Below are 13,468 nucleotides of genomic sequence, written 5' to 3' on the forward strand. Positions count from 1 at the left end.
CGCGTTCACGGGCGCCAGGGCGCCCTCCACTTCGGGAGGTCTACGTCCGCGCGGAGAAACCGCCGCGCCCCGCTCGGTGCATCGGCTGCGGGGCCGACGTCGGCGAGGCGCACCCACGGACACGGCGGTTGTCGGCCTGCTGACGGGTACGGCCGTGGACCGTTGATCGGGGTGGGCGGCGGGCGTGGCAGACTGTCGCGGTGCTTCGCCGTCTGACCCTGCTGATCTCGCTGCTGCTCGGCGGCGCGCTCGTGCTCGGCGGGTGCGGCTCGTCGATGCTGGAGGACCTGGGCACGCGGCCGTCCGCGGCGTCGTCGGCCGCGCCCGTGCAGGTGTCGGGGGCGGTGGGGGAGCCGCCGGCCCTCGAGTACGAGCGGCCGTACGACGTGGTGCAGGCCGGGGCGCGAACCGTGTGGCCCGGGTCCGGCGAGCCGGTGGTGGACGGGGCGCCCGTGCTGCTGAACCTGTACGCCGAGGACGGGCGCGACGGCAGCGTCATCTCGAGCACGTACATCGACGCGCCGGGGTGGTACACGATGTCCCCGGAGTCCCTCGGCTCGAACCTGTACGACACGCTGCGCGGCCAGAAGGTGGGCGCGCGGATGCTGCTGCTCGAGGAGGACGGCGACGTGCCCGTGATCCTCGTCGTCGACGTGCTGCCGACGCGCGCGTCCGGCGCCGAGCAGCCCGCGGTGAAGGGGCTCCCGACCGTCGAGCGCGACGACGACGGCGCGCCGCAGGTCACGGTGCCCGAGAAGTCCGACCCGCCCGCCGACCTGCAGGTGCAGCCGCTCGTGCGGGGCACGGGGCCGCAGGTGCAGGTGGGGCAGGTCGTCACGATGCGGTTCACCGCGGTGCGGTGGAGCGACGGGAAGCAGTTCGACACCACGTGGTCCGCCGGGACGCGGCCGCAGTCCGCGACGATCGGCATCGGCCAGCTCGTCGACGGCCTCGACCAGGGGCTGATCGAGCAGACCGTGGGCTCGCAGGTGCTGCTCGTGGTGCCCCCGGGCCTCGGCTACGGTGGCACCAGCAGCGACCTCGCCGACGAGACCCTGGTCTACGTCGTGGACATCCTGGACGCGCACTTCCAGGTGACCGAGGACGAGTCGACCGGCAAGGGCAAGGGCGACGACGGCGGTGACCCGGAGAAGGACGCACCGGAGAAGCCGTCCGGCGACTAGCCGGCGAGAGCAGCGACGACAGCAGAAGGAAGGGTGAGTCCCGCATGTCCGTGGCCGTCCGCGTGATCCCGTGCCTCGACGTCGACGACGGACGGGTCGTCAAGGGCGTCAACTTCACGAACCTGCGCGACGCGGGCGACCCCGTGGAGCTGGCCTCCCGGTACGACCGCGAGGGCGCCGACGAGGTGACGTTCCTCGACGTGTCCGCCTCCTCCGGCGACCGCGCCACGATGGTCGACGTGGTGCGACGCACCGCCGACCAGGTGTTCGTGCCCCTCACCGTGGGCGGCGGCGTGCGGTCCACCGACGACGTCGACCGCCTGCTGCGCGCCGGCGCCGACAAGGTCGGCGTCAACACCGCCGCCATCGCCCGGCCCGAGCTGGTCGCGGAGATCGCCGCGCGCTTCGGGCGCCAGGTGCTCACCCTGTCCGTGGACGCCCGCCGCGTCACCGGGGAGACCGTCACGGCATCGGGCTACGAGGTCACGACCCACGGGGGCCGGCGCGGCACCGGCATCGACGCCGTCGACTGGGCCGCGCGGGCCGCGCACCTCGGCGCGGGCGAGATCCTGCTCAACTCCATGGACGCCGACGGCACCACGTCCGGCTTCGACCTCGAGATGCTCGCCGCCGTGCGGGAGAAGGTGGACGTGCCGCTCGTCGCGTCGGGTGGCGCGGGGATCCCGGAGCACTTCGTCGCCGCCGCCCGCGCGGGCGCCGACGCCGTCCTCGCCGCGAGCGTCTTCCACTTCGGCACGCTGACGGTCGGCCAGGTCAAGGCGGCGCTCGCCGAGGCCGGCATCGAGGTCCGGCAGTGAGCGGCTGCCGGTCCTGTCGATGAGCGGCAGACCCGCCGGGGCCGGCCGCGACCGCCGGGCCGGGACCGGCCGGACGACCCTCACCGGATCGAGGCTGCGCCGCTCGGCGACGCTCGTCTGGCGCGGCATGCGGTCCGAGCCGCGGCTGTACGTGCTGGCCGTGGGCGCGTCCGCGGTGTTCGGCGCCGCCACCGTCGCGGTGAGCCGCGCCGTCGGCTGGGCCACCGACGCCGTCGTCGTCCCCGCGATCGCGGGCGACCCCGACGCGCGCTCGCGGATCTGGGTCGCGGGGCTGGTCCTCGCCGCCGTGGCGCTCACGCTCGCCCTCGGCGTCGCCGGGCGGCGCATCTGGGCGGGCTACGGCTTCGCGGCGATCCAGGCGCACCACCGGCGCGGGCTGTCCCGGCAGTACCTGCGCCTGCCCGTGTCCTGGCACCGGGCGCACCCTGCCGGCCGGCTCCTCTCCGCGGCGAGCGCCGACATCGAGGCCGCCACCGGCGTCTTCAACCCCCTGCCCTTCGCCCTCGGCGTCGTGGTGATGATCGGCGTCGCGGCCGGGATGCTGCTCGCGGTGGACGTGTGGCTGGCGGTCGCGGCCCTGCTGGTCGTGCCCGCCGCGATCGCCGCGAACGTCGTCTTCCAGCGGCACATGACGCCCGCCGTGACGCGGGCGCAACAGCTGCGGGCGGAGGTGGCGGACGTCGCGCACGAGTCGTTCGAGGGGGCGCTGCTGGTCACGTCGCTCGGCACCGCCGACCGCGAGGAGCGGCGGTTCGCCGAGCGGACCGACGCGCTGCGCGCGGCGAACGTGCGCGTCGGCACCGTGCGGGCCGTGTTCGACCCGGTGATCGAGCTGCTGCCCTCCCTCGGCACGCTCGCCGTCCTGGGCGTGGGCACCTGGCGGGCGTCCACGGGTGCGGTCGACGCGGGCGACGTCGTGACGGCCGCCTACCTGCTGACGGTCATGGCGGTGCCGGTGCGCGCGTTCGGCTGGGTGCTCGGCGAGCTGCCGCGCGCCCTGGTCGGCTACGACCGGATCGCGACGATCCTCGACGCCCCGTCGACGCTGGTCCCGGGCACCCAGGCGCTCCCGCGCGAGGCGGGCGGTCTGGCCGTCCGTCTCGAGGGCGTCGGCGTCGACGTCCCGGCCGCCGGTACGACGGTCACCCTGCTCGACGGCGTCGACCTCGACGTCGCGCGGGGGACCACCGTGGCGGTCGTGGGCAGCACCGGCGCGGGGAAGACCACCCTCGTGTCGCTGCTCGCGCGCCTCAGCGACCCGAGCCGCGGCCGCGTGCTGCTCGACGGCTCGGACGTGCGCGACCTCGCCGCGGGCCAGGTCCCCGCCCAGGTGGCGCTCGTGACGCAGCAGACGTTCGTCTTCGAGGACACGGTTCGCGCCAACGTCACCCTCGCCGACCCGGGGGACGACGGCGCGCCCGACGACGCCGCGGTCTGGGAGGCGCTGCGCGTCGCCCGCGTCGACGACGTCGTGCGCGCCCTGCCCGGCGGTCTCGACGCGCCCCTCGGCGAGCGCGGCGCCAACCTGTCCGGCGGGCAGCGGCAGCGGCTCGCCGTCGCGCGGGCGCTGGTGCGGCGGCCCCGCCTGCTCGTCCTCGACGACGCCACCTCGGCGGTGGACCCGCGCGTCGAGGCGGAGATCCTCGGCTCCCTCGCGTCGGCACGCGGCGGTGGTGGTGGCACGACCGTCGTGATGGTCGCCTACCGCATGTCGTCGGTGGCGCTCGCGGACGTCGTCGTGCACCTCGAGGGCGGCCGCGTCGTCGACGTCGGGCCGCACGACGACCTGCTGGCCCGGGACCCGGGGTACCGCGCGCTCGCCACCGCCTACGAGCGGGAGACGGAGCGCCGGGCGCGCGAGCTCGCCGACGAGGCGGCGGCCGGGGAGCGTCTGCCGGGGGACGAGGCGGAGGTCGGGTCGGAGGACGAGAGACGGGAGGGGACGCCGTGAGCGCGACGCGCATCGCCGCCGCCAGCGAGCTGGGCGTCCTCGCCACGCTCCGCCGGGGCGTGCAGATCTCGCCGCAGATCGTCGACGGGCTGTGGCTCACCCTCGCGCTCGCCGTCCTGGCGGCCGCCGGCCGGGTCGTCGTGCCCGTCGCGGTGCAGCGCACGATCGACGACGGCATCCTCGCCGGCGGCGGGCCCGACGCCGGACGGGTGGCGCTGCTGACCGGCCTCGCGGCGGGCGCGGTCGTCGTCGCGGGGCTGTGCACGGCCGTCGTCAACGTCCGCCTGTTCCGCCGGACGGAGGCCGGGCTCGCCGCGCTGCGGGTGCAGGCGTTCCGGCACGTGCACGACCTGTCCACCCTCGCGCAGGGCACCGAGCGCCGCGGCGCGCTCGTGTCCCGCGTCACCTCCGACGTCGACACGATCTCGCTGTTCGTCCAGTGGGGTGGCATCCAGCTCCTCGTGTCGACGTTGCAGGTGCTCGTGGCCACGGCCCTCATGGCCGTGTACTCGTGGCAGCTCACGCTGGTGGTCTGGGCGTGCTTCGTGCCGCTGTTCCTGGTGCTGCGCCGCGCGCAGGGCTCGGTGAACCGGGCGTACGCGGCGGTGCGACAGGCCGTCGGCGCCATGCTCGGCGCGATCTCGGAGGCCGTGGTGGGCGCGGAGACCGTCCGGGCCTACGGCGTCGCGGCGCGGACCGGCCGGCGGGTCGACGCGGCCGTCGAGAACACCCGCGCCACGCAGGCCCGGGCCCAGCTCCTCGTCTCCTCGGTGTTCTCGAGCGGCGTGCTGGTCGCCAACCTGGTCCTCGCCGTCGTCGTGGTGGTGGGCACGCTGCTGGGCGTCGGCGGCGGGCTGACGGCAGGCCAGGTGGTCGCGTTCCTCTTCCTCGTGCAGCTCTTCACGGGCCCGGTGCAGCAGGCGACGGAGATCCTCAACGAGCTGCAGAACGCCGTCGCGGGCTGGCGGCGCGTGCTCGCGGTGCTCGAGACGCCCCTCGACGTCGCGGAGGCCGACGACGCCGTGCCGAGCCCCCGGGGGCCGGCCGCGGTGACGCTGCGCGGGGTGCGGTTCGCCTACCCCGACGGGCCGGAGGTGCTGCACGGGGTGGACCTGGAGCTGCCCGCGCGCCGCAAGGTCGCCGTCGTCGGGCGCACGGGATCCGGCAAGACCACGGTCGCGAAGCTGGTCGCCCGCCTCATGGACCCCACGTCCGGTGAGGTGCTGCTCGACGGCGTCGACCTGCGCCGGCTCACGCTCGCCTCGCTGCGGGAGCGCGTCGTGCTCGTGCCCCAGGAGGGTTTCCTGTTCGACGGGACGGTCGAGCAGAACGTCGCCTACGGGCTGCGCCCGGAGCCGCCGTCCGATCCCGCCGAGACCCGGGCGCACGTCACCGAGGCCGTGGACGCGCTCGGCCTGACGGACTGGGTGGCGGGACTGCCGCAGGGGCTCGACACGCCCGTCGGGCAGCGCGGCGAGGCGCTGAGCGCGGGGGAGCGGCAGCTGGTCGCCATCGCGCGCGCCTACCTCGCGGCGCCCGACCTGCTGGTGCTGGACGAGGCCACCTCGGCCGTCGACCCCGCCGCGGAGGTGCGGATCGCGCGGGCGCTGGACTCGCTCACCTCCGGCCGGTCCACGATCACCATCGCCCACCGGCTCTCGACGGCGGAGGCCAGCGACCTCGTGGTCGTCGTCGACGACGGGCGCGTGGTCGAGGTCGGCGGGCACGCCGAGCTGGCCGCCGCGGGCGGCGTCTACGCGCGGATGCACGCGAGCTGGGTGGCGCAGACCCGTTGACGGGCGGTCGCGACGGGGCGAGACGCGGCGGACGGGCGTCCCGGACCCCGGCGCGCCGTGGGAAGATGCACGGGTGCCCGATCTGACCGATGCCCCCGTGCCCGCGCTCGACCCGGCGGTCGCCGACCGGCTCAAGCGCGACGAGCACGGCCTGGTCGCCGCCGTCGTGCAGCAGCACGACACCGGCGAGGTGCTCATGCTGGGCTGGATGGACGACGAGGCCCTGCGCCGCACGCTCACCGAGGGCCGCGTGACGTTCTGGAGCCGGTCGCGCGAGGAGTACTGGCGCAAGGGCGACACGTCCGGGCACGTGCAGCTCGTCCGGTCCGTCGCGCTGGACTGCGACGGCGACGCCCTGCTCGTGCGCGTCCACCAGGTGGGCGCCGCCTGCCACACGGGCACCCGCACCTGCTTCGAGGCGGGCGGCGACCTGGGGGCCGTCGTCGGCCCCGACGCGCCGGTCGCCTGACCGCGCCCCGCCGCCGGCGAGGCGGCACACCCCGACCGACCCAGCTCAACCCGCACAGCCCGACGATCCTCAGGAGGACCGGTGACCACGCCCACCGTCGCGCAGCCCCACCCCGCCCCGCGCACCGCCCCCGTGGCGGGCCCGTCGGAGCAGGACCTGGCGTGGGGCGCGACGTGGCCGGGCCTCGGGACGTTCCGCGCGCTGGCGGCCGACCGCCGCGTCATCCCCGTCGTCCGGCGCGTGCTGGCCGACGACGTCACGCCGGTCGGCCTCTACCGGACGCTCGCGCAGGACCGCCCGGGCACCTTCGTGCTCGAGTCGGCGGAGTCGTCCGGCGGCTGGTCGCGCTGGTCGTTCGTGGGCGTCGACTCGCGTGCCACCCTCACCGCGTCCGAGGGACGCGCCGTCTGGCACGGCGACGTCCCCGCGGGCATCCCGCGCGAGGGTGACGTCGTCGAGGTGCTCGGCGCGGCCCTCGAGGCCCTGCGCACGCCGCCGATCGAGGGGCTGCCCCCGCTCACCGGCGGGCTCACGGGTGCGCTCGGCTGGGACGTGGTGCGGCACTGGGAGCCCACGCTGCCCGCGAACGCCCCCGACGAGCTGGGCGTGCCGGAGGTGGCGCTGAGCCTCGCGACCGACCTCGTCGCGGTCGACCACCACACGGGCAGCGCGTGGCTCATCGCCAACGCCATCAACGGCGACGGCACCGACGAGCGGGTCGACGAGGCCCACGCCGACGCCGTCGCCCGGCTCGACGCGATGCAGGCGCGCCTCGCGACGCCGGCCCCGCCGCAGCCGACCGTCCTGCGTGGCCCGGACGAGGTGGTCGAGCCCGCCCTGGAGTTCCGCTCCACGCGCGAGGAGTTCGAGACCGCCGTGCGCACGGGGCAGGAGGCGATCCGCGACGGCGAGGTGTTCCAGGTGGTGCTGTCCCAGCGCCTCGGCCTGGACTGCCCGGCCGCTCCGCTGGACGTGTACCGGGCGCTGCGCACCATCAACCCCAGCCCGTACATGTACTACTTCCGGCTCACCGGGCCCGACGGGCGGGACTTCTCGGTCGTCGGCTCCAGCCCGGAGACGCTGGTGAAGGTGACCGACGGCCACGTGACCACGTACCCGATCGCCGGGTCACGGCCGCGCGGGGCGACGGTCGAGGAGGACGTGGCGTTCGGCGAGGAGCTGCTGGCCGACCCCAAGGAGCGGGCCGAGCACCTCATGCTCGTCGACCTGTCGCGCAACGACCTCGTCAAGGTCTGCGAGCCGACGTCGGTCGAGGTGGTCGAGTTCATGGCCACCCGCCGGTTCAGCCACATCATGCACCTGTGCTCCACCGTCGTCGGCCGCCTCCGGGCGGGGGCCACCGCGCTGGACACGCTGCGCGCGACGTTCCCCGCGGGCACCCTCTCGGGGGCGCCCAAGCCGCGGGCGATCGCGCTGATCGACGAGCTGGAGCCCGCGTCCCGCGGGATCTACGGCGGTACCGTCGGCTATTTCGACTTCGGCGGCAACATGGACATGGCCATCGCGATCCGCACCGCGTGCATCCGCGACGGCAAGGCGTGGGTGCAGGCCGGCGGCGGCATCGTCGCCGACTCGGTGCCCGCGCTCGAGTACGAGGAGTCCCGCAACAAGGCGGCCGCGGCGGTGCGCGCGGTGCAGCTGGCCGCGCGGTTCCGGGCGCTCTGAGTCGATGAAGCGCTGAGCGCGGCACGGGCCGGGGCGAGAAACACGCGAGCAGCAGGCGAGCGGCACGGACAGGCAGGACGGTCGGGGAGACATGGACGAGGCAGCACGGACCACGCACGACGGCGACGGCGGGCGGCCGCCGGGCCGCGGGCCGCTGCGCGCGCGGTCGCGGGCGGTGTGGTCGGTGGTGGCGGTCGGCGGCCTCACGCTCGCGACGGCGTCGCCGACGTGGGTGAGCACGACCGTGTCGACGGCCCTCCAGCCCACCGTCGACGTCGCGGTCACGGGCACCACGGCCGCGCCCGCGGTCGGCGCGGCCGCCCTCGTCGTGGTGGCGGCCGGCGCCGCCCTGGCCATCGCCGGGCGCGTGGCGCGCTGGGTGGCGCTGGTCGTCGTCGCGCTCGCGGGCGCCCTGGCCGCGGCGTCGGCCGTGGCCGTGCTGCTCGACCCGCTCCCGGCGGCGACGTCGGGCGCCTCGGCCACCGCCGGGGTGACCGACCTCACGTCGCCCGTCACGGTCGCCGTCTGGCCGTGGCTGACGGTGGTGCTGGGCGCCGCGGCCGTGCTCGTCGCCGCGCTCGCCGCGGCGGGCGCGCCGGCCTGGGGCGCCACCTCCGGGCGGCACGAGCGCGCCGACGCCGCGACCGACGACGGCGCGACGGGCGCTCCCGCGGGAGCGCCGTCGTCGCCGGAGGCCTCCGACGCGCCTGGTCAGCACGACCCCCACGACGCGTGGGACGCACTCTCCCGGGGCACGGACCCGTCCGCGGACCGCTAGGCTGGACCGCGCACCACGTCACGAAAGGGCATCACATTCCCATGACCGAAAACCGCAACGCCGAGGTCGCCTACCTGCCCCCGGCCGTCCCGCCCACGAACCACGGCCACACGACCGCCGCGTGGACGGCGATGATCGGCATCATGCTGGGCGTGGCCGTCGGCGCCGTGGGGATGCTGCCCGGCGTCGCGGACGCGGTGGTCTGGGTCGGGGCCGTGATCGTGGCCGCCTCGCTCGTGCTCGGCCTCGTGCTGCGCAACATGGGTCTCGGCCAGCCCAAGGACGGCGTGACGCCGCGCCGGACCTCCTCCGGTCACTGAGCCTTCTCCGGCGGCGGACCCGGCCGTCCGCCGGCACGACGACGGCGCGCACCCGACGAGGGGGCGCGCCGTCGTCGTCTCACGCTCGGAGACGTGTCCGGACCGGCCCGCGGACGGGCCTACGATGGCTGGCAGGCGTCGGTGCGGCGTCTGGGGACGGGGAGGCAGACCATGACGGTCCTGGAGGACATCGTCGCGGGGGTCCGTGAGGACCTCGCGGTACGCCAGGCGCGGACGTCGCTCGACGAGCTCAAGGAGCGCGCGGCCCGAGTGCCGGGCGCGCTCGAGTGCTGCGGCCGGCTGCTCTCGGAGGATCGCGTCGCCGTGATCGCCGAGGTGAAGCGGTCGAGCCCCAGCAAGGGCGACCTCGCACCGATCTCCGACCCGGCCGCCCTGGCCGAGGAGTACGCCAGCGGCGGGGCCAGCGCGATCTCCGTGCTCACCGAGCAGCGGCGGTTCGGCGGCTCCCTCGCCGACCTGGACGCCGTCCGCGCCCGGGTGGACGTGCCGGTGCTGCGCAAGGACTTCGTCGTCACGCCGTACCAGGTGTGGGAGGCGCGCGCCCACGGGGCCGACCTCGTGCTCCTCATCGTCGCGGCCCTCGAGCAGACGGTGCTGACGTCGCTGATCGAGCGCGTGCACTCGCTCGGCATGACGGCGCTCGTCGAGGCGCACACGGCCGACGAGGTGCACCGTGCGCTCGACGCCGGGGCGCGCGTGGTCGGCGTGAACGCCCGCGACCTCAAGACGCTCGAGGTCGACCGCACGACCTTCGCGCGGCTCGCGCCGCTCATCCCCGACGACGTCGTCCGCGTCGCCGAGTCCGGCGTCCGCGGCCCGCACGACGTGCTCGACTACGCCCGGTCCGGCGCGCACGCGGTGCTCGTCGGCGAGGCGCTCGTGACCGACGGCGCCCCGCGCCGGTCGGTGGCCGACCTGGTCGCGGCCGGGCAGCACCCGGCCCTGTGGTCGGTGCGTCCGGCGGCCCAGCCGTAACCACCGCAGCGCGTCACACGACCACGGCACAACACCACACGGCACCTCGTCCCGACGACTCCTGGACGGCGGTCGGCGGAGGTCCGGGCGACCGGTACCCTCTGACGACCCCTCGTGCAGATCGCCGAGCGGTGCCGACGAGAGACGGAGGACCCGTGCCCGACCAGCCCGTACGGGAGGCCCTGACCGAGACCCTGGCGCACCAGGTGCTCGGGCGGCTCGCGGACGTCGAAGGCCCGTACTTCGGCGAGTTCGGCGGCCGCTTCGTCCCCGAGGCGCTCATCGCCGCGCTCGACGAGCTCGAGACCGAGTACCGCAAGGCCCTCGGCGACCCGGCGTTCACCGACGAGCTGGCCCGACTGCACCGCGAGTACACCGGGCGTCCCTCGCCGCTCACCGAGGTGCCGCGGTTCGCGGAGCACTGCGGGGGCGCGGACGCCGGCCACCGGGTCTTCCTCAAGCGGGAGGACCTCAACCACACCGGGTCGCACAAGATCAACAACGTGCTCGGGCAGGCGCTGCTGGTCAAGCGCATGGGCAAGACGCGCGTGATCGCCGAGACCGGCGCCGGGCAGCACGGCGTGGCCACGGCGACCGCGGCCGCCCTGCTCGACCTCGAGTGCGTCGTGTACATGGGCGAGGAGGACACGCAGCGCCAGGCGCTCAACGTGGCCCGGATGCGCCTGCTGGGCGCCGAGGTCGTGCCGGTGACCATCGGGTCGCGCACCCTCAAGGACGCCATCAACGAGGCGCTGCGCGACTGGGTCGCGAACGTCGAGAGCACGCACTACCTGCTCGGCACGGTCACGGGGCCGCACCCCTTCCCGGAGATGGTGCGCGAGTTCCACCGCATCATCGGCGAGGAGGCGCGCGCCCAGATCCTCGAGCGCACCGGCCGCCTGCCCGACGCCGTCGCGGCGTGCGTGGGCGGCGGGTCGAACGCGCTCGGCATCTTCAACGCGTTCCTCGACGACGAGGGCGTGTCCCTGCACGGCTTCGAGGCCGGGGGAGAAGGCGTCGAGTCCGGCCGGCACGCGGCCCGGTTCTCCGGCGGCGCGCCGGGCGTGCTGCACGGTGCCCGCTCCTACCTGCTGCAGGACGACGACGGCCAGACCCTGCCGAGCCACTCCGTCTCGGCCGGGCTGGACTACCCGAGCGTCGGTCCCGCGCACTCCTGGCTCCACGACCTGGGGCGGGCCACCTACGAGCCCGTGACGGACGACGAGGCCATGGAGGCCTTCCGCCTCCTGTGCCGCACCGAGGGGATCATCCCGGCGATCGAGTCCGCGCACGCGCTCGCCGGCGCGATGCGCCTCGGCCGCGAGGCGGCGGCGGCCGGCCGGACGGGCCAGGTGATCCTGGTGAACCTCTCCGGTCGCGGGGACAAGGACGTGGCCACCGCGGCGCGGTGGTTCGGGCTCCTCGACGAGGGACAGACGGACGGCACGCCGGAGGGGGACCAGTGAGCACCACGACCGACACCTCGCCCGCGGCGGCACCGTCCGCGAGGTCGGCCACCGGCGCCCGCCTGGACGCCCTGCGCGACGAGGGCCGGGCGGCTCTCGTCAGCTACCTGCCCGTCGGGTTCCCGGACGTCGAGCGCTCGATCGAGGCCGTCCTGGCGGCCGTGGACGCGGGCGCCGACGTCGTCGAGATCGGCGTGCCGTACACCGACCCGGTGATGGACGGTCCGGTGATCCAGCGCGCCGCGGAGGCCGCGCTCGCCGCCGGCACCCGGGTCCGCGACGTGCTGCGCGTCGTCGAGGCCGTGGCCGAGCACTCCGGCGGGCGGGTGCCCGCCCTCGTGATGACGTACTGGAACCCGGTGCTGCGGTACGGGGTCGACGCGTTCGCGCGCGACCTCGCCGCCGCCGGGGGCGCCGGCCTCATCACCCCCGACCTCATCCCCGACGAGGGCGCCGACTGGATCGCGGCGTCCGAGGCCCACGGCCTCGACCGCGTGTTCCTCGTCGCCCCCAGCTCGACCCCGGAGCGGCTGGCGCTCACCGCCCGCGCGTCGCGGGGCTTCGTCTACGCGGCGTCCACCATGGGCGTGACCGGCACCCGCGACCAGGTGGGCGACCGGGCCGAGCAGCTCGTCGCCGACACCCGCGCGGCGGGGGCCGAGCACGTGTGCGTGGGGCTCGGCGTGTCGTCGGGCGACCAGGCCGCCGAGGTGGGCCGGTTCGCCGACGGCGTCATCGTCGGCTCCGCGCTCGTGCGCCCGCTGCTGGCCGACCGTCCGTGGGCCGACCGGCTCGGCACGCTGCGGGCGACCGTGGCGGACCTGGCCGACGGCGTGCGCCGCGCCCGCGGGGGGCCGGGGGCGGGCGCGTGACCACGACCCTGCTGGCGTCCGCGGCGTCGGTGCAGGCGGCCATCCCGAGCCCGTCGCAGCACACGTGGTACCTCGGCCCGGTGCCCGTGCGCGCCTACGCGATCGCCATCCTGGCGGGCATCGTCGTCGCGGTCTGGATCACGACGAAACGCTGGGTGGCGCGCGGCGGGGACGCCGACGATGTCCTCGACATCACGTTCTGGGCCGTCCCCTTCGGCATCGTCGGCGGGCGGCTCTACCACGTGATCAGCACGCCCGAGCCGTACTGGGGCGAGGGCGGCGACCCCGTACGCGCCCTGTACGTCTGGGAGGGCGGGCTCGGGATCTGGGGTGCCGTGGCGCTCGGCGCCGTCGGCGCGTGGATCGGCTGCCGCCGCAAGGGCGTGCGCCTGAGCTCGTTCGCGGACGCGCTGGCCCCCGGCCTGCTCGTCGCGCAGGCCATCGGTCGGCTCGGCAACTGGTTCAACCAGGAGCTGTTCGGCGCCCCCACGACGCTCCCGTGGGGCCTCGAGGTCTCCCCGGAGGTCATCGAGCGCCTCAACGCCCAGACCGGCACGTCGTTCGTCGCGGGGACGCTCTTCCACCCCACGTTCCTGTACGAGATGCTCTGGAACCTCGGGGCGGCCGCACTTCTCGTCTGGCTCGACCGCCGGTACAGGCTCGGTCATGGGCGGGTATTCTGGGCCTACGTCGCGCTCTACACTCTGGGCAGGGTGTGGATCGAGATGCTCCGCATCGACACCGCCGAGCACGTGCTCGGGCTGCGTCTGAACGTGTGGACGTCGATCGTCGTCGGCCTGGGTGCCCTCGTCGCCTTCGTCGTCATCGGTCGGCGCTACCCGGACCGTGAGGACGGGGTGGAGCTGCCCGGCCGCACCCGCGGCGGACAGGAGCCGGACGACATGCACGACGACACTGAGCTTGACACCACGAGCACCGCGCACGCCGGGGCCGCCGCAGGCGCCTCCGGCCGGGACGACCGCCGCGACAGCGGCGGCGGACCGCACCGTGCGGACGCGGACGCGTCCGGCCCCGACCGGGGACCGGCCGACCGCGACTGAGGCGACTCCGACCGGGGCACCACCCGGGCGGGGCCGCCTATGTTTCCGAC

At 75.6% G+C, this 13,468-nt stretch carries 12 protein-coding genes; all 12 read left to right on the top strand.

The genetic code is table 11. The annotated features are described in order from the left end of the window. Window positions 1-200 precede the first annotated feature (200 nt). Window positions 201-1,184: an FKBP-type peptidyl-prolyl cis-trans isomerase gene (locus ACQP60_RS05185; RefSeq protein WP_429729071.1), complete on the top strand. Its 984-nt coding sequence runs from the start codon at window positions 201-203 to the stop codon at window positions 1,182-1,184. Between the two features lie 44 nt (window positions 1,185-1,228). Then, window positions 1,229-2,002 (top strand): imidazole glycerol phosphate synthase subunit HisF, encoded by a 774-nt coding sequence (gene hisF / locus ACQP60_RS05190; protein ID WP_429729073.1) that lies wholly within the window; start codon window positions 1,229-1,231, stop codon window positions 2,000-2,002. Between the two features lie 19 nt (window positions 2,003-2,021). Beyond that, window positions 2,022-3,974 (top strand): ABC transporter ATP-binding protein, encoded by a 1,953-nt coding sequence (locus ACQP60_RS05195; RefSeq protein ID WP_429729075.1) that lies wholly within the window; start codon window positions 2,022-2,024, stop codon window positions 3,972-3,974. Further along, on the top strand, window positions 3,971-5,770 hold the full coding sequence (locus tag ACQP60_RS05200; RefSeq protein ID WP_429729077.1) for an ABC transporter ATP-binding protein: 1,800 nt from the start codon (window positions 3,971-3,973) through the stop codon (window positions 5,768-5,770). The genes ACQP60_RS05195 and ACQP60_RS05200 overlap by 4 nt, the downstream gene beginning before the upstream one ends. A 73-nt stretch (window positions 5,771-5,843) precedes the next feature. Further along, the gene (gene hisI, locus ACQP60_RS05205; RefSeq protein WP_429729079.1) at window positions 5,844-6,239 is read left to right on the top strand and encodes a phosphoribosyl-AMP cyclohydrolase; all 396 of its coding nucleotides are present in this window, start codon (window positions 5,844-5,846) and stop codon (window positions 6,237-6,239) included. A gap of 132 nt (window positions 6,240-6,371) precedes the next feature. Continuing rightward, a complete protein-coding gene (locus ACQP60_RS05210) occupies window positions 6,372-7,925 on the top strand; it encodes an anthranilate synthase component I (protein ID WP_429729954.1) in 1,554 nt (517 codons plus the stop codon). 91 nt (window positions 7,926-8,016) lie between these two features. After that, on the top strand, window positions 8,017-8,703 hold the full coding sequence (locus tag ACQP60_RS05215; RefSeq protein WP_429729081.1) for a Trp biosynthesis-associated membrane protein: 687 nt from the start codon (window positions 8,017-8,019) through the stop codon (window positions 8,701-8,703). Window positions 8,704-8,744: 41 nt separating this feature from the next. Then, window positions 8,745-9,023 carry an HGxxPAAW family protein gene (locus ACQP60_RS05220; protein ID WP_429729083.1) on the top strand — a complete coding sequence of 93 codons (279 nt, stop codon included), beginning with the start codon at window positions 8,745-8,747 and terminating at the stop codon, window positions 9,021-9,023. Window positions 9,024-9,194: 171 nt separating this feature from the next. After that, a complete protein-coding gene (trpC, locus tag ACQP60_RS05225; protein ID WP_429729085.1) occupies window positions 9,195-10,019 on the top strand; it encodes an indole-3-glycerol phosphate synthase TrpC in 825 nt (274 codons plus the stop codon). Between the two features lie 155 nt (window positions 10,020-10,174). Then, entirely contained in the window at window positions 10,175-11,485 is a 1,311-nt protein-coding gene (gene trpB / locus ACQP60_RS05230) for a tryptophan synthase subunit beta (protein ID WP_429729087.1), read from the top strand. After that, on the top strand, window positions 11,482-12,357 hold the full coding sequence (trpA, locus tag ACQP60_RS05235; RefSeq protein ID WP_429729089.1) for a tryptophan synthase subunit alpha: 876 nt from the start codon (window positions 11,482-11,484) through the stop codon (window positions 12,355-12,357). Before trpB ends, trpA begins: the two co-directional genes overlap by 4 nt. Next, complete coding sequence (gene lgt, locus ACQP60_RS05240; RefSeq protein WP_429729091.1) at window positions 12,354-13,418, top strand: prolipoprotein diacylglyceryl transferase; 1,065 nt, start codon at window positions 12,354-12,356, stop codon at window positions 13,416-13,418. The genes trpA and lgt overlap by 4 nt, the downstream gene beginning before the upstream one ends. Window positions 13,419-13,468 lie beyond the last annotated feature (50 nt).

The organism is Isoptericola variabilis (genome assembly GCF_050311655.1).
GTDB lineage: Bacteria > Actinomycetota > Actinomycetes > Actinomycetales > Cellulomonadaceae > Isoptericola > Isoptericola variabilis.